The organism is Salegentibacter salegens (assembly GCF_900142975.1).
Classification (GTDB): domain Bacteria; phylum Bacteroidota; class Bacteroidia; order Flavobacteriales; family Flavobacteriaceae; genus Salegentibacter; species Salegentibacter salegens.
Genome location: NZ_LT670848.1, coordinates 561,640 through 578,029, shown reverse-complemented (window position 1 = coordinate 578,029; position 16,390 = coordinate 561,640). Strand labels below are relative to the sequence as shown.

General features: G+C 38.7%; 14 protein-coding genes. 3 read left to right on the top strand and 11 right to left on the bottom strand.

Annotated features, from left to right (window positions below; all coding sequences use genetic code 11):
* Positions 1–10 precede the first annotated feature (10 nt).
* Together B5488_RS02515 and B5488_RS02505 are read left to right on the top strand one after the other, a co-directional pair.
* A complete protein-coding gene (locus B5488_RS02515) occupies positions 11–1,249 on the top strand; it encodes an IS256 family transposase (protein ID WP_079733433.1) in 1,239 nt (412 codons plus the stop codon).
* A gap of 502 nt (positions 1,250–1,751) precedes the next feature.
* Positions 1,752–2,765: a toll/interleukin-1 receptor domain-containing protein gene (locus B5488_RS02505; protein WP_146128746.1), complete on the top strand. Its 1,014-nt coding sequence runs from the start codon at positions 1,752–1,754 to the stop codon at positions 2,763–2,765.
* 302 nt (positions 2,766–3,067) lie between these two features.
* Here B5488_RS02505 and B5488_RS02500 read toward each other — a convergent pair whose 3' ends face one another.
* From B5488_RS02500 to B5488_RS02450, 11 genes are all read right to left on the bottom strand, one after another.
* On the bottom strand, positions 3,068–4,132 hold the full coding sequence (locus B5488_RS02500) for an NAD(P)/FAD-dependent oxidoreductase (protein WP_079733838.1): 1,065 nt from the start codon (positions 4,130–4,132) through the stop codon (positions 3,068–3,070).
* Complete coding sequence (locus B5488_RS02495; protein ID WP_079733837.1) at positions 4,125–4,718, bottom strand: precorrin-2 dehydrogenase/sirohydrochlorin ferrochelatase family protein; 594 nt, start codon at positions 4,716–4,718, stop codon at positions 4,125–4,127. The genes B5488_RS02500 and B5488_RS02495 overlap by 8 nt, the downstream gene beginning before the upstream one ends.
* 9 nt (positions 4,719–4,727) lie before the next feature.
* Positions 4,728–5,528, bottom strand: a complete 801-nt coding sequence (gene cobA, locus B5488_RS02490) for a uroporphyrinogen-III C-methyltransferase (RefSeq protein WP_231919795.1) — start codon at positions 5,526–5,528, stop codon at positions 4,728–4,730.
* On the bottom strand, positions 5,494–7,587 hold the full coding sequence (locus B5488_RS02485; protein ID WP_079733836.1) for a HEPN domain-containing protein: 2,094 nt from the start codon (positions 7,585–7,587) through the stop codon (positions 5,494–5,496). Before B5488_RS02485 ends, cobA begins: the two co-directional genes overlap by 35 nt.
* Positions 7,588–7,765: 178 nt before the next feature.
* Positions 7,766–8,395 carry a phosphoadenosine phosphosulfate reductase domain-containing protein gene (locus tag B5488_RS02480; RefSeq protein ID WP_079733835.1) on the bottom strand — a complete coding sequence of 210 codons (630 nt, stop codon included), beginning with the start codon at positions 8,393–8,395 and terminating at the stop codon, positions 7,766–7,768.
* A gap of 161 nt (positions 8,396–8,556) precedes the next feature.
* Positions 8,557–8,808, bottom strand: coding sequence for a DUF2061 domain-containing protein (locus tag B5488_RS02475; protein ID WP_079733834.1), 252 nt, complete (start codon positions 8,806–8,808; stop codon positions 8,557–8,559).
* Positions 8,809–8,936: 128 nt separating this feature from the next.
* Positions 8,937–9,353: an RrF2 family transcriptional regulator gene (locus tag B5488_RS02470; protein WP_079736501.1), complete on the bottom strand. Its 417-nt coding sequence runs from the start codon at positions 9,351–9,353 to the stop codon at positions 8,937–8,939.
* Positions 9,354–9,448: 95 nt separating this feature from the next.
* A complete protein-coding gene (locus B5488_RS02465) occupies positions 9,449–10,612 on the bottom strand; it encodes a trans-sulfuration enzyme family protein (RefSeq protein WP_079733833.1) in 1,164 nt (387 codons plus the stop codon).
* Between the two features lie 22 nt (positions 10,613–10,634).
* On the bottom strand, positions 10,635–11,708 hold the full coding sequence (locus B5488_RS02460; RefSeq protein WP_079733832.1) for a homoserine dehydrogenase family protein: 1,074 nt from the start codon (positions 11,706–11,708) through the stop codon (positions 10,635–10,637).
* 11 nt (positions 11,709–11,719) lie between these two features.
* Positions 11,720–12,784: an alpha/beta fold hydrolase gene (locus B5488_RS02455; RefSeq protein ID WP_079733831.1), complete on the bottom strand. Its 1,065-nt coding sequence runs from the start codon at positions 12,782–12,784 to the stop codon at positions 11,720–11,722.
* Between the two features lie 85 nt (positions 12,785–12,869).
* Positions 12,870–14,162 (bottom strand): O-acetylhomoserine aminocarboxypropyltransferase/cysteine synthase family protein, encoded by a 1,293-nt coding sequence (locus B5488_RS02450; RefSeq protein ID WP_079733830.1) that lies wholly within the window; start codon positions 14,160–14,162, stop codon positions 12,870–12,872.
* A 927-nt stretch (positions 14,163–15,089) separates the two neighbouring features.
* Here B5488_RS02450 and metK point away from each other — a divergent pair.
* On the top strand, positions 15,090–16,346 hold the full coding sequence (gene metK / locus B5488_RS02445) for a methionine adenosyltransferase (RefSeq protein WP_079733829.1): 1,257 nt from the start codon (positions 15,090–15,092) through the stop codon (positions 16,344–16,346).
* Positions 16,347–16,390 lie beyond the last annotated feature (44 nt).

Here is a 16,390-nt window from a genome sequence, read left to right as displayed (position 1 = left end):
AGACTAGATTATGACACAAGAAGAGATTAAGGAATTAAAGGAAAAAGCATTAAAACAATTTTTATCAGGAGAATCCCTAACCGGCAAAAACGGCGCTTTTGCTCCAATGCTTAGGGAGTTTATGGAAGAGGCCCTGGAAGCAGAAATGTCTTCGCACCTTTCCGATGAAGAAAAAGGCTCAAAAGCAGGTAATAAGCGTAATGGCAAAGGCAAAAAGACCCTAAAGAGCAGCCAAGGGGACGTCACCATTAACACGCCCCAGGATCGTAACAGTACCTTTGAGCCGGAGATCGTAGCGAAACGCCAGCGTATCCTGGCCGATAATTTAGAAAAGCAGATTATAGGCATGTACGGGATGGGCAATAGCCTGCGGGATATCTCAGCTCATATAGAGGAAATGTATGATTCCAAGATATCCACACACGTTCTAAGTGATATTACGGACCGGGTGATTCCCAAGGTTAAGGAATGGCAGGATCGCCCCTTGGAGCCGGTATATTGCATCCTATGGCTCGACGCGATGCACTTCAAGGTACGCGAAGAAGGCAAAGTAAAGCACAAGGCCTTGTATAATATTTTAGGAATAAATAAAGCTGGAAGAAAGGAAGTGCTGGGTATGTATATCTCGGAAAGTGAAGGGGCCAATTTTTGGCTTCAGGTGCTGACCCAATTAAACAACCGTGGCTTAAAAGATATTCTGATTGCCTGTACGGATAATCTTACGGGCTTTAGTGAAGCCATTCATTCTGTTTATCCCAAGACTGATATTCAGCTATGTATTGTCCACCAGATCCGCAATAGTATGAAGTATGTGGCCAGTAAGGATCAAAAAGATTTTATGAAAGACCTTAAACTGGTGTACAAGGCTGACACCAAAGACCAGGCTGAATCGGCTTTACTGGATCTGGAAGAAAAATGGGGCAAAAGATATCCCATAGTGATCCGTTCCTGGAATGATAACTGGGACCGATTGAGTGCTTATTTTGAATATACCGCACCCATTAGAAAACTCATATACACCACAAATGCCGTAGAGGCTTTTCACCGGCAGGTAAGAAAAGTAACCAAGACCAAAGGCGCTTTTACCAATGATATGGCACTATTGAAGCTGGTTTACCTAGCTACCAGAAGAATTGAAAAGAAATGGAACGCCCCACTGCAGAACTGGGGTTTGGTAGTTCAACAATTAGCTATTAAATTTGAAGGTCGGCTAGAGTTGGACTTAGCCACCAATGAAACGAAAAACTAAAATTTTCTTCTCCCGGGGGTACCCCCGGGAGAAGAAGCAGACAGAGTTGAGCTAACACTCCCCTAATATCTCAGATTTTTTCTCTAGTAGCAACATATTTATCTTATTCATAAGTTGGCTAATTTTCTTTATTATTTTATTCGTTCCAATATCAATTCTCATAATCAATATTTTATCATTTAAAATTGACTCAACAATATTAATGGGACTTTTAACTGCTCCATTCATTGGAGCAATCACGATGGTGGCAACTATTTCGAACAAAAGCAAGAAATAAAAATGGCTACAACGTCTTTAATCTCAAATAACGGGTTTAGTCGAAAAGTGTAATTTTAGAAACCAGGAAAGAAAATAGTTAAGCAGACAAGTCCGCGTCCCTACTCCCGCAACTTGCGATAACCGTAAACGTTGGGCGCTATTTAAAATTTTGTTTTGAGTTAATTAAGCAAAACTATTGACAAAAGATAGGAATGCAATTACATTTGAGGAAACAAAATATTTTATGAAAAAAATTAAAGCATTTATATCATATACGTGGGATAGTCCTGAACATAAAGAGTGGGTCCTTAACCTTGCCAACAGATTAGTCGAAAATGGAATAGATATTATTCTTGATCAATATGATCTGTCAGTTGGTAATGAAATGACGTATTTTATGGAGAAAGGAATGACTGCTGATAAGATAGTCGCAATAATGACTCCTACCTATAAAAAAAAAGCTGATAACCGTGATGGTGGCGCCGGATACGAATATTCTTTAATTACAAAAGAGTTATTTGACAGTAAACCTGATCAAACTCGGATAATTCCTGTTTTAAGAGCTGGAGAAAGAAAGGAAAGTTCACCTTTTTTTATGCAAACAAAAATATCGCACGATATGCGAAAAAATGAAAAGTTTGACTCAAGACTTTTTGAACTAATAAAAATATTAGCGGATCAACCACCAGTTATAAAACCACCCCTAGGCAAACTACCTGATTTTGAAGATAAAATTCCAGACGTCGAAAAGACAATTTCAGATTTTCAGCAAAAGGAATCTTTTTTAAAAAACAAAAATAGAATTATACAAAGCGAAAAAGGGGTGAAATTATTTGAGGATTCCGTAAATACAATAGTTGAACAAATCTCTGATACACTAGAAAATTATAAATCCAATTTTGGCCTACATTTTCATATTAAAAAGGATCATCGATTGACAAGTATATTATTTTCTACGGTAAATTATACTTTTTATTTTAGCTCGGAGGGGATTTACACGAACTCTGCACAAGATGCAAAATTAATTTTAAATTTCTTTCGAGGCCCGGTTGGACTCGATCAAGGAATAGATTACGATGGTCAGCAAGAAGTTATTTATAGATCAAAATATAAATTTGACCTAGATAAAGAAATGAACCCAATTTTTACCAAAATTGATAATAAAAATATAAGTCTCCAAACAAAAGAAATTTCGACCATTGCCGTCAGGGAAGTTGTCGTAAACGAGATTAAGTTAAGAGAAGACAAACTGGATTAAATAGCGCCTAACATCGGTTATCGCAAATAGCGGGCTTTCGCCGAAAAAGTGTAATTTAGAAAGCCCGGAAACAAAAGGTTAAGCCGACAAATCCGTGTCTTTACTCCCGCAACTTGCGGAAACTTGGTGATTTAGATTTTATACTCCTTCCCTTCTCAAGGGAAGGTGGCATTCCAAAATAATCATGGAATTTAACCACCCCGGCCTATCGGCCACCCCTCCTTAAAAAGGAGGGGAGCTAATAAGCTTTAAAAAACATCTTACTTTATTCTAATTAATTCCCCCTTCGGGGTTCGGGGGACTTACACCCCGATACTCTGTACCACTTCCTTTTTAGCTTCTTTTTTACTACCGTCAAATCCGGTTACGCCGCCTACCGTGGTGTATTTAAGCACATACTTTTTATCAGGAAAAATTCGCTGATAAGCACTTTGACACATAATCGCTGCTTCGTGAAATCCGGAAAGGATTAGTTTCAATTTTCCTTTATAAGTATTCACATCGCCAATGGCGTAAACCCCCGGAATATTGGTTTGGTAGTCGTAAGAATTATCAACTTTTATCGCGTTTTTCTCGATTTCCAGTCCCCAGCTTCCAATCGGGCCAAGTTTTGGCGACAATCCAAATAATGGAATAAATTCATCTACATCTTTAAATTCTTCACCGCGGGCTTCATCTTTATGCCGTATTACCACCTGCTCAAGATTATCTTCGCCTTTTAAGCCAACAACCTCAGCATTGGTGATCATTTCTATCTTACCAAGTTTCGCCAATTCTGAAACTCTTTCTACAGAGTCTAGTGCTCCACGAAATTCTGCTCGACGGTGTACCAGGGCTACTTCAGCAGCAACATCGGCCAGGTAAATCGCCCAGTCTAAAGCTGAATCTCCACCACCTGCTATTACTACTTTTTTATCACGATAAACTTCCGGGTCTTTAATAAAATAAGAAACGCCTTTATCTTCAAAATCTGTAATATTAGCGATTGGGGGTTTTCTGGGTTCAAAAGAACCTAATCCACCGGCAATTGCTACCACCGGGGCGTGGTGTTGGGTGCCTTTATTGGTGGTTACGATAAATGTACCATCATCCAGTTTTTCTAAAGTTTCGGCGCGTTCGCCCAAAGTGAATCCTGGTTCAAAAGGTTTTATTTGTTCCATTAAATTTCCTACTAAATCTCCCGCTAAAATTTCAGGAAATGCCGGAATATCATAAATTGGTTTTTTAGGATATATCTCAGAACATTGCCCGCCGGGTTGCGGCAACGCGTCTATTAAATGCGTTTTTAATTTTAGCAATCCCGCTTCAAAAACGGTAAACAAACCGGTTGGGCCGGCCCCAATTATCAGGATATCTGTTTTAATCATCACTCTTGTTTTTAACTTTTAAAGATTCGGTTATAGAATTCATTTGCTCTACTTTAGCCTCAAAATCGCCTTTTATAGTGCTTCGGTACTCATTCAGGTTTTCTACCATTTGGTTTACATCCTCAGGAATTACTTCCTCAAAGAATTGACGTAAACGCTTTGCCGCGGTAGGTGATTTTCCGTTGGTCGAAATCGCTATTTTTACGTGACCTTTATTTACAATTCCGCCCATATAGAAATCACAGAGCTCCGGGGTATCGGCAATATTGGCCAGTAAATACCGCTTTTTGGCGTGTTTATAGACACGCTTGTTCAATTTCGCATCGTTGGTAGCTGCAATTACAAAATGCCTGTTTTTAAGGTATTTCCTTCTATACCTGCCTTTAGTCAATTTTGCACCGTGTTTTTTTGCCAGTTCTTCGGTTTCTGGTAAAAACCATTTCGCCACCACTTCTACATTGGCGTTCGGACTCGACTTAAACAGAAAATGCAATTTTTCGTGACCTACATTTCCACCGCCAACGACCAGGATATTTAGCTTATTAACTTTTAAGAATACCGGGTATAATTCGTTTCTCTCTTCCATAGTCTGCACTTAAACCTGTGAGGTTTTTGACTGATTTTGAACTTCCTTAAAAACAGCTTTAAGCTGTCCGCTTTCTCTTACCACTTCGCCAATTACAATAATCGCCGGTGCGGTTAATTGTTTTTTAGCTACAACTTTTTCAATATTTTTTATAGTTCCAAAACCTGATTTTTCATTTTCTGTAGTTCCATTTTGAATAATCCCTACCGGAATATTTTCCTTCCCGTAGTGACTAAAAATGTCTACGATTTCAGCGAGTTTGGCCATTCCCATTAAGATCACTACCGTTGCGGTAGATTGCGCTGCCAGTCTAACATCTTCTGACAGTTTCTTTTGAGTGGTAGTTCCCGTGATTACCCAGAAACTTTCGGAAGTTCCACGTTGCGTAAGCGGAATTCCAACATTTGCAGGAACTGCAATTGAAGATGTGATTCCTGAAACCACTGCGGTATCTAAACCTTTGCTTTTAGCATAATTTATTTCCTCAGAACCTCTTCCAAAGATAAAAGGATCTCCTCCTTTTAAGCGAACTACGTGACCTCTTTCTAACGCATATTTTACGATAAGTTCGTTTATTTCGTCCTGAGAATACCGGTGCTTATCTTTTCGTTTCCCTACAAATATATGTTCCGCTTGTGGTGCATATTCCAGTAGATCGCGATTTATTAGCGCGTCAAAAAGTACCACTTTGGCATCTTTCAGTGTATTCAAAGCTTTTAGGGTGATCAATTCCGGATCTCCGGGACCTGCACCTACTACGCTTAATTTTGGTGAATTATACATTTTGTACCTCCTTTGTTCTAAAAGCATCTACTCTTTTTAAGAATAAATGCGCGTCTTCTAAATATTTATTTGCAAAAGCTTCAGTTGGTTCGTGCTCGTTCATTTGATAAACAAAGTCTTTAAATGAAGTCGATAGTTCAATTTTACCGGTGTCTACAAACAATTCGTCAAACTGAGAAATTATTCCCGCCTGGGTATTGGTCTTCACATCTTCTGCAAGCAATAATGCTTTAGCAGAATTTACAATGGAAGTATAGGAATGATAAATACTATCGGCCCAGGCTTTTCTTTCCAGTGCGCTTTTTGCGTTATCAATCTTCTCTTCACTTTCAAATAATAATGTGGCGATAAGATCTATTACTACGCCGGCACATTCTCCCACTCCAACCGCTTTAATATAAGGCTCTTCGTGACCCCAATCCACATATTCGTTTTCTGTTAGGTTAGAGGTATCTGCCAGAATTTTTAGCAAATCGTAGAAATAAGTTTTACCCTGACGATCATAATATTCCGCGAATTTTTCTTCAGAAGTTGCGTTTGCTTCAAAATCGTTTAGCAATACTCGTAAAGCTTGTGGCCCTCGTTTACTGGGCACTTTTATCACTTTATCGGCAAAACGGCCTTTTCCATCTCCCAGCGTTCCGCCGCCAAGCAGAACCTGGAGTGCCGGCGCCACGGTTTTACCAACTTTAACTGACATCCCCTGGAAGCCAATCTCGGCCATATTATGCTGCCCGCAGGCATTCATACACCCGCTTATTTTTATGGTAATATCTTTTCCGTTTAAAAACTGCGGATACTCTTCTTTTAAAACATCTTCCAGCACGTCGGCAATTCCAGTGCTGCTGGCAATCCCCAGGTTACAGGTATCGGTACCGGGGCAGGCTGTTATATCTACGGTTTTATCATAACCGGTATCAGCATAGCCCAGTTTCTTTAATTCTGAATAGAAAAATGGTAAAAATTCTTCCCGAACGTGGCGAATTAAAATATCCTGCCTTAAACTTAGCCTGATCTCATTTCCTGCATATTTTTTCACTAAATCAGCAAGTTTCCTGGCCCCGCCTGTATAAAAATCTCCTAACGGAACACGAATTCCAACTGCAAATAAGCCTTCCTGTTTCTGCGGAATTACATTCGTACTTTTCCAGGTTTCAAAATCTTTCTGATCTTCAATTGTTACTGAAGGCACCTCAACACCCTGAAGCGGCGGTTCTACCTCAAATTTTTCTACCTCAAATTTTGGATGATTTTTGGAAAGCGCCGTACTCTGTTCTGCCACCAAATCCATAAACGCATCTTTTCCGATATCTTTTATAAGGAATTTCATCCTGGCTTTTAATCTTTTTGCACGTTCCCCGTGGCGATCAAAAACCCGCAATACACCTTCAATTAAAGGAAGGGTTTCTTCTACCGGAAGAAAATCATAAAGTTCATCGGCATGTCTTGGCTGAGAACCGAGCCCGCCGCCAAGCATCACTTTAAATCCGCGTTTTCCATCCTTTACCTTCGCGATAAAGCCGAGGTCATGAATGTAACTTAAAGCAGTATCCTCATCTGAAGAAGAAAAAGAAATCTTAAATTTTCTTCCCATTTCCTGGCAAATTGGATTTCGAAGAAAAAATTGGAAAGTTCCGTGTGCGTAAGGCGAAACATCAAAAGGTTCGTTTTTATCGATTCCCGCGGTTGGGGAAGCAGTTACGTTCCTTACTGTATTTCCGCAGGCTTCACGCAAAGTAATATCATCTCTTTCCAGTTGCGACCAAAGCTCTGGCGTTCTGTCTAAACTCACGTGGTGAATTTGTATATCCTGGCGCGTTGTGATATGCAAACGGCCTTTGGAATATTCATCAGAAACATCAGCAATTCTATGAAGCTGTTCTGATGTCACTTTCCCAAACGGCAATTTTATTCGAACCATTTGTACTCCCGCCTGTCGTTGCCCATAAACTCCACGTGCTAAACGCAGGCTTCGGAATTTCTCTTCATCAGCTTTCCCTTCACGAAACAACCTGATTTTCTTTTCTAAATCAAGGATATCTTGCTCTACGATTGGGTTTTCTATTTCGGTTCTAAAACTTTGCATTATCGATAATTTTTAAATTGAAACCTGAACAACAGGTGTTAAATAAAAAAGTCCTTTTTGGATATTCATTTAAAAGGACCTTTTATAATTTTATAAAAAGCTACTTTTAAGTGCAGAGAATACACATTATTGAACGGTACATCACAGTATATTTTTGCTCTTTTTCCATCTGAATTAATTAAGCATGGAGACCGCATTCACGGTTTTCCAAAACTTTAGTGGGATCAAAGTATTTAAATTCGTTTGGCAGTGCGTGTTGCTCTAAATAAGCATCTAATTTTTCGTCACTCCAGTGGTAAAACGGACTCACTTTTAAAATTCCATCTTTGCTGTAGCTTAAAATATCTATACTATCTCTAAAGCTGGTTTGACCCTTTCTAAGGTTAGTGAACCAAACATCTGGATTTTGCTGGCGCATAGCCCGTAGAAAAGGTTCCAGTTTTACCTGTTTGGTAAAATCCTCGTGTTGGGGATTATTAATATCTGGAATTCCACCGAAAAGCGCATCGCGATAAGCAGCAGTTTGCTTTGGGGTGTAAAGCTTAACATTAAGCGATAACTGGTCTATCACTTGTTTCGCGTGCTTATAAGTTTGCGGGGTATTGTAACCGGTATCGCACCAAATTACTTTTATAACCGGGTCTATTTCTGAAACTGCGTGCAAAATTGCAGCTTCATAAGGTCTAAAATTGGTAGTAATCACTGGCCTGGCCGAGTTGGATATTACCCACTGTACGATCTCAGCCGGCGTAATTCCCTTAAACTGCTGGTTGAGGATCTTTAATTCTTTTTCGCTGTACCGTTTCATCTTTTACAAATTTTCTGGCTCTTTTCGAACCTAACTATACTTTATATACTTTCTGAAATATATTTTTACTCGATAATCGAGATTTAAATGTTCCGAGGGTTTCCTCGAAAATTAAACAATAGATCTCAATGAATGCCTCGTGAGTTTTCTCTTGAGGTAGTTCACTCTTTCCCAAAACTTATCATATTCCAAAGCCGTTCGTGGCCAAAATACAGGATCATCTTAGTAACCAATTCTACCGATCCAATTGCCAGTGCGGTTTCAATTTCTTCCGTAAGAATCCAGGAAATAACTATCGTATCTATAGTTCCTACAATCCTCCAACTCACCGTTTTTAAAATACTGCGTAAGGGCTTTTCTGAAGTCCTGTCTTTTTTATAAGTGGTTTTAGATTTTGCCTGATCCAGTATCATACTGCTTTTCGTTTAAATTCTATTAACCTATCGGATTAGTAGGTTATAAAACAAAAGTAACTTTGTTTTTTTAGCAGACCAATTTTTAATGGCCTAAATTTCAGTATTTAACATTTAATTTTTAATTCTTATTTCTTAGCAGAAATATCAGCTAACGTATTATTGCCCAGTACTTTTAGCGTACTGTCCCTAACCTGAATCATCAAACTATGAACAGAACAGGCTTCTTCACTGGGGCAATCGTCGCATTTTTCGTAATAATTAAGGCTCACACACGGTACCATCGCTATAGGACCTTCCAGGACCCTAATTACTGAGGTCATTAGAATTTCTTCCGGTTCTTTAATTAAATAATAGCCACCGCCTTTACCTTTCTTAGACCCTAAAAACCCCGATTTTCGCAATTCCAGAAGTATGCTTTCAAGGAATTTTTGCGAGATATTTTCACTTTTCGAGATCTCTGAAGTTTGTACCGGTTTTCTATCCCCTTTTTTTGCGATAAATGCCAGGGCTTTAATACCGTATTTAGTCTTTTTTGAAAGCATATTGCGAATATACTTAAATATTGACTTTTTAGCATTTATTATTGCTTTCTCTACGGAAAAATCAAAAAGCCATGTGTCTGCTGAAATTACCATAACTAAATTGAGTTTAGAGCCTGTTTCAAATCTTCTATCACATCTTCCACATGTTCCAATCCTACTGAAACTCTTACCAAACCAGGTTTTATTCCCGCTTCTAACCTGTCTTCTTCGCTTAATTTACTATGCGTTGTAGATGCTGGATGCGTAACAATGCTACGGGTATCCCCCAAATTCGCCGATCTCGAACAGAGTTTTATAGCATCTATAAACTTCCTACCTGCTTCAATACCTCCCTTAATCTCAAAAGAAACAATATTCCCCCCTTTTTTCATTTGCTTTTTGGCAATTTCATATTGCGGGTGAGATTTTAAAAATGGATATTTCACATTTTCGGCGTTGGCTTCGGTCTCTAAAAATTCAGCTACTTTTTCAGCATTTTCGCAATGTTTGTCCAGGCGTACCGCAAGCGTTTCCAAACTTTTGGAAAGCACCCAGGCATTAAACGGCGACAAAGCCGGTCCCGTATTCCTTGAGAACAGGTAGATTTCCCTAATGAGATCGGCATTTCCAACTGTTACACCGCCCAGGACACGGCCCTGCCCGTCTATTAATTTTGTAGCAGAATGTATCACCAAATGAGCTCCAAATTTTATAGGGTTCTGCAGCCAGGGAGTGGCAAAGCAATTATCAATTATTAAAATAAGATTATGTTTTTTGGCGATCTTCCCTAAAACTTCCAAATCCAGAATATCTACACCGGGATTGGTAGGCGTTTCGGCAAAAATAATCTTTGTTTCAGGCTTTATTAAACTTTCAATTTTATCAACTTCGTTCACATTAAAATAAGAATGCGAAATATTCCATTTCGGGAAAAACTTGGTAAACAAACTATGGGTAGATCCAAAAACCGATCTTGCTGAAATTATATGATCTCCACTGTTTAAAAGTGCAGCCAGGCTGGAAAACACAGCGCTCATACCGGTTGCAAAAGAAAAACCTGCCTCTGCCCCTTCCATTTTAGCAATTTTCTCAGTAAATTCTGAGGTGTTGGGATTGGTAAAACGGCTGTAAATATTACGTTCTTTTTCTTCAGAAAATGAAGCTCTCATATCTTCGGCATCATCAAAAACATAACTGGACGTTAAGTACAGTGGCGTGGAATGCTCCTGGAACTGTGTGCGTTCGTTTTGGGTTCTAATGGCTTCGGTTTCAAAATGCATACTTGTTGGTTTTGGTAAATTTTTAATTTAGTCTTTGCGATAATTTAAGCACATCGCTTGCTACCCCACGAGCGGTTACCGCGGCTCCAGCACCGGCTCCCTGAATTACCAGCGGTTGATCGCCGTAAGATTCGGTATAAATTTCAAAAATATTATCGGCGCCTTTAATTTGTCCCAGCGCAGTATTTTTTGGCTCAGAAATAAGTTTTGCCTCCAGGTTGGCACTTCCTACTTCAATTTCCCCAATATACCGCAGTACGTGATCTTTGTTTTGTTCTTTTTTATGCTGAAAAAATATTTCATCCAGCTCACCTATTCTACGCTGAAATTCTTCTGCCGAAGTTTTTCCGTTTAATTTCTCCGGAATTAAAGATTGAATTTTCACTTCCTGAAATTCCTTTTCCAGCTGAAGCTCGCGCGCCAGGATCAATAATTTTCTTCCTACATCATTTCCGGAAAGATCTTCCCGCGCATCGGGTTCGGTATAACCGAGTCTTCCGGCTTTTCGCAATACATCAGAGAATTTCTCTTTATTTTCAGAAAAAGTATTGAAAATAAAGCTCAACGAACCAGAAAAAACACCACGAATTTTAGTGACTTTTTCTCCTGCCTGGTGTAATCCCTGTACGGTTTGTACAATTGGTAAACCTGCGCCCACGTTGGTTTCGTAATGAAAATATTTTCCGTGGTAATCTAATTCCTTACGAAGCTTTTTATAAAAATCGGCAGAAAGCGTGTTAGCAACTTTATTTGCAGCCACCAGGTTAAATCCGTTTTGAATTAACCGAATATAAAGCTCAACAAATTCCTTACTTGCCGTGGCATCGATGGCGATAAGATGTTCCAGGTCGTTCTCCTTAGTAAAATCGAGAATATCTTCCAGTTTGTACTTTTTAGCAGATTTTTTAAAATCCTTTTGCCAGGTTTCAGAAATCCCTTCAGCTTTAAAAAGCGCTTTCTTTGAATTGGCTATCACCGGAATACTTACCGAAACCCCGGAATGCTTTTCCCACTGCTCTTTTGCACCGAGTAATTGTTGGATTAAGGTACTGCCTACGTTACCTATTCCAAACAAGATTATGTTCACTTTCTTCATTTATTAATATTTTAACCCGAAAAATGGGAGTCTGAAACAGGACTTTCTTTCAAAACCTGTTTATTGGAATTTTTAGCGTCCAGCATCATGCTGGCTTCATTTTCTTTATTGTGGGTTTTAAAAACGGGTTTTAAAAACCTGGACAATTGGGATGCTTCAATTAAAAACGCATCATGCCCGTGAATCGATCTTATTTCGTGAATACTCACATTACTTTTTATCAGGGAAAGATTTACATAAGTATCCCAATTCTCGTCGGCCAGGAAAAACCAGTCAGAATTCACGGTTACAATATGAATATTTCCCTCAATTTGTTTTGCGGCTTCCAGGTAATTACCGCTGCCTTTGCTAATGTCTATGGTAGTTAGCAAATGATTCATAAATTTATAGGAGGCCAGTTGAAAACGTTCCTCTAACTTATCGCCGTGGTATTGCAACCAGCCTTCAACTTTGTAACAAGGCTTCACTTCTTCTTTTGTTCTATTGAATTTCTTGCTTAAAGATTGCGGAGTGCGATAAAACGTCATTGCATGCATTCTTGCGTCTTTTACCGGCTCTTTAGAGTTATTAAGAATTTGCTCCTGCACTTTACAATTAGCCAAAACCCAATCGGTCGCTTTATAATCTGTAGCGATGGGAATTATATTTTCAGCTAGCTCGGGTTTTAAAGCAGCCAGTTCCCAGGCCAATGCCCCGCCAATAGAACCGCCAATTATGGCAAACAGTTTATCAATTTTTAATTTTTGAAGCGCTAAAGCCTGAATTCTGGCAATATCCCGAAGCGTAAATTCCTTATAATTTTCAATTAAATGTTCTTTTTTTCCATTAAAACCATTCCCCGGAATATTAAAAGCCAGGATACTGAACTTATTGGTGTCAATACATTTTTGCGGACCAACAATTTTGGTCCACCAACCGATTTGTCCGGTTATTTGGGAGTTCCCGGTGAGCGCGTGGTTTATTAAAACCACTGGTGCAGTTTCCGGATTTTGCCCAAATTGCTGAAAGCTCAAATAAATATCCTGAACCGTTCCCGTCGAATTTTCAAAATCTTTTAAACAGAGTTCCTGAAGCATTTTTTTCTTTTTTTGATCTAGAAAGAGCAAAAGGAAAAAGACTTAACCTGGCTGCTTTTTCCTTTGCCTTTCCACCAACAATAATTTATACCAGTGCTTTTTTCTGAATTTTAGAAAAAGCCTCTTTTAGGTCTGCTTTTAAATCTTCAACATCTTCCAGTCCCACAGAAAGACGAATAAGATCTTGCGTTACTCCAGTGGTAGCCTGTTGTTTTTCGTCCAGTTGCTGGTGCGTTGTACTGGCAGGATGAATAATTAAAGATTTTGTATCTCCAATATTAGCAACTAGTGAGAAAAGTTTGGTCTCATCAGCCACAACTTTAGCCGATTCAAAACCACCTTCTACCCCAAAAGTGACTACACCACTTTGTCCTTTTGAAAGATATTCTTTAGCAAGTTTATAGTATTTACTGCTTTCAAGGCCGGGATAATTTACCCATTTCACTTCTTCCTGCTGCTCCAGCCAGGTGGCGAGTTCCAAAGCATTTTGACTATGTTGCTTTATCCTGATTTCAAGAGTTTCCAAACCTTGCAAAATTTGAAAAGCGTTATAGGGGCTTAATGCCGCACCGTGATCACGAAGACCTTCAATCCTAACTTTTGCGATAAAGGCAGCTTCTTTTAAAGCTTCGTGGTAAACAAGCCCGTGGTAACCGGGAGAAGGTTCAGTAAATTCAGGAAACTTACCATTTGCCCAGTTAAAATTACCGGCATCTATAATGGCACCTCCAAGAGAAGTACCGTTACCACCAATATATTTAGTAAGCGATTCTATTACAATATCGGCGCCGTGCTCAATAGGTTTTAAAAGTGAAGGCGTCGCCACAGTATTATCAACAATAAATGGGACTTTAAGCGCATTAGCTTCCGCAGAAATTGCTTTAAGATCTAAAACATCTAATTTTGGATTTCCAAGCGATTCTACAAAAATCGCGCGAGTGTTTTCTTTTGCTGCCTTTTTAAAATTTTCAGGATTTTCAGGGTCAACGAAAGTGGTAGTAATTCCAAACCTGGGTAAAGTAACACTTAGTAAATTGTAAGTTCCGCCATATAAACTGCTGGAAGCTACAATATGATCGCCCGTTTTTAAAAGCGTTAAAAGCGTAGTATTAATTGCCGCCGTGCCTGAAGCGGTAACCACTGCAGCAATTCCTCCTTCCAGCGCGGCAAGGCGTTGTTCCAAAATATCGTTAGTAGGATTATTTAAGCGGGTGTAAATAAATCCTGGTTCTGCCAGGGAAAATAAATTGGCAGCATGATCTGAATTATTAAAAACATAAGAAGTGGTTTGATAAATTGGTACCGCTCTTGTTCCTCCGTTAATTTTAGTATCGTGGCCTGCGTGTAATGCGTTTGTTGAAAATTTTTGAGTACTCATAATTTCTAGTTTTTTTTAAAGTTTTGCTTCTGTTTTTGAAGCTTAATTTTGTTTTTGTTTTGGATTTCCGCCTTCGCGGAAATGACAGTGTTTTAAATAAAAAAAGTCCCCTTAAGTAGCTATTACCAAGGGGACCTTTAAATTGAACTCTAAACAAACTAAGTTACTTTCGGTTTTGGCAATAGCATTTCATGTGTTGCATACACATACACATCATCATAGTGCGCATCATCATTTTATTTATTGCCTTAATATTTTTCATCTTTTCTTTTTATATCATTCCCGTGCAGACGGGAATCTTATTTTTACTAACCCATTTTCTTATTCTGGATTTCCGCCTACGCGGAAATGACTCTCTTTAAATGCAAAAAGCCACTGCGATTGGCAGCGGCTTTTTGCAATTTATATCTTTTCAGAATTAAGCAATTGAGCGTGCTGCGGAAGTTTTCCACATCATCATACGCATCATATTGCAAATTACCTGGTACATTTCGTTGTTTTGTTGGCTACAAAGATAAGGGCAGAAATTTTTAAAAACCAAACCCAAACTTCATTTTTATGAAAAATAAAGTTTTATCAGTTTAAATTGATTAATCAATAATTTAATCGCGTTAAAATTATTTATAATATATTTTTAATGAAAAACTTGTACTTAACAAGCTTAATTTCAGTAGAATAAAATTAAATTTCAGAAACCTGAAATTGAAGTCAATATTTAAAAGTCTTCAACCGTTTAAAAAAGAAAGTTAAAGAAAGTATGAGTTTGGGTTATTTTTATACATTTGTAATCGAATTAAAGGGAAGGATTTGACTGATTGCAACCCTTTTATACTTTTAAAAGTATAAGAAAAATGCTAAAGCAGTATCACTACTCCCTTAGCTTTTCGTCAAATTCAACCCGTATTTTTTAAAAACTAATTTAAAAATATGGCTTATTTATTTACTTCAGAAAGTGTATCTGAAGGACACCCCGATAAAATCGCCGATCAGATTAGCGATACCTTACTCGATAATTTCCTTGCTTTTGATGAAAACTCTAAAGTTGCCTGCGAAACTTTGGTTACTACCGGCCAGGTTGTTCTTGCCGGTGAGGTTAGAAGCGACACTTATTTAGATGTGCAAAACATTGCCCGGGAAGTAATTAATGATATTGGTTACACAAAAGGTGCCTACAAATTTAGCGGGGATTCCTGCGGCGTTATTTCTTTAATTCACGAGCAATCCCAGGAAATTTACCAGGGTGTAGACCGTGAGAATAAAGAAGAACAAGGCGCGGGAGACCAGGGAATGATGTTTGGTTACGCTACCAACGAGACCGAAAATTATATGCCCCTCGCATTAGATATTTCTCACAAAATACTTATTGAACTGGCAAAACTAAGGCGCGAAGGCAAAGATATTCCTTACCTGCGTCCCGATTCTAAAAGCCAGGTAACCATTGAATATAGCGATGATAACGTTCCGCAAAAAATTGTAGCTGTTGTAGTTTCTACGCAACACGACGATTTTGATGAGAATGATGATGAAATGCTGAAAAAGATCAAGAAAGATATTCTTGAAATTCTTATTCCGCGGGTAAAAAAACAATTGCCCGATTATGTTCAGAAACTATTTAATGATGAAATAACTTACCATATAAACCCAACCGGAAAATTTGTAATTGGTGGGCCACACGGCGATGCCGGACTTACCGGAAGAAAAATAATCGTAGACACCTACGGTGGAAAAGGGGCTCACGGTGGTGGTGCATTTTCTGGAAAAGACCCCAGTAAAGTAGACCGTTCTGCCGCTTATGCTTCCAGGCACGTAGCGAAAAATTTGGTTGCTGCCGGGCTTGCAGACGAAGTTTTAGTACAGGTTTCTTATGCAATTGGTGTGGTAGAACCTACTTCAATTTCAGTAGAAACTTATAGAACTTCCAAAGTTGATATGAAAGATGGGGAAATCGCTAAAAAAGTTGCTGAAATTTTTGATATGCGTCCCTGGGCAATAGAAAACCGCTTAAAACTTAGAAATCCTATTTATAGGGAAACTGCTGCATACGGGCATATGGGAAAAGAACCAAGAACGGTAACTAAAATCTTTAAAAGTCCGTATTCCGGGGAAATAAAGAAAGAGGTTGAACTCTTTACCTGGGAAAAACTGGACTATGTAGATAAGGTTAAAGAAGCTTTTAATCTGTAAATTTTCAACTCATAATTTCTACTTAAATACCGCTGCAATCAGCG

Coding starts and splice junctions, on each gene's coding strand:
- B5488_RS02515 (WP_079733433.1), top strand. CDS start 11: ATGACACAAGAAGAGATTAAGGAATTAAAGGAAAAAGCATTAAAACAA.
- B5488_RS02505 (WP_146128746.1), top strand. CDS start 1,752: ATGAAAAAAATTAAAGCATTTATATCATATACGTGGGATAGTCCTGAA.
- B5488_RS02500 (WP_079733838.1), bottom strand. CDS start 4,132: ATGATTAAAACAGATATCCTGATAATTGGGGCCGGCCCAACCGGTTTG.
- B5488_RS02495 (WP_079733837.1), bottom strand. CDS start 4,718: ATGGAAGAGAGAAACGAATTATACCCGGTATTCTTAAAAGTTAATAAG.
- cobA (WP_231919795.1), bottom strand. CDS start 5,528: ATGCTTTTAGAACAAAGGAGGTACAAAATGTATAATTCACCAAAATTA.
- B5488_RS02485 (WP_079733836.1), bottom strand. CDS start 7,587: ATGCAAAGTTTTAGAACCGAAATAGAAAACCCAATCGTAGAGCAAGAT.
- B5488_RS02480 (WP_079733835.1), bottom strand. CDS start 8,395: ATGAAACGGTACAGCGAAAAAGAATTAAAGATCCTCAACCAGCAGTTT.
- B5488_RS02475 (WP_079733834.1), bottom strand. CDS start 8,808: ATGATACTGGATCAGGCAAAATCTAAAACCACTTATAAAAAAGACAGG.
- B5488_RS02470 (WP_079736501.1), bottom strand. CDS start 9,353: ATGCTTTCAAAAAAGACTAAATACGGTATTAAAGCCCTGGCATTTATC.
- B5488_RS02465 (WP_079733833.1), bottom strand. CDS start 10,612: ATGCATTTTGAAACCGAAGCCATTAGAACCCAAAACGAACGCACACAG.
- B5488_RS02460 (WP_079733832.1), bottom strand. CDS start 11,708: ATGAAGAAAGTGAACATAATCTTGTTTGGAATAGGTAACGTAGGCAGT.
- B5488_RS02455 (WP_079733831.1), bottom strand. CDS start 12,784: ATGCTTCAGGAACTCTGTTTAAAAGATTTTGAAAATTCGACGGGAACG.
- B5488_RS02450 (WP_079733830.1), bottom strand. CDS start 14,162: ATGAGTACTCAAAAATTTTCAACAAACGCATTACACGCAGGCCACGAT.
- metK (WP_079733829.1), top strand. CDS start 15,090: ATGGCTTATTTATTTACTTCAGAAAGTGTATCTGAAGGACACCCCGAT.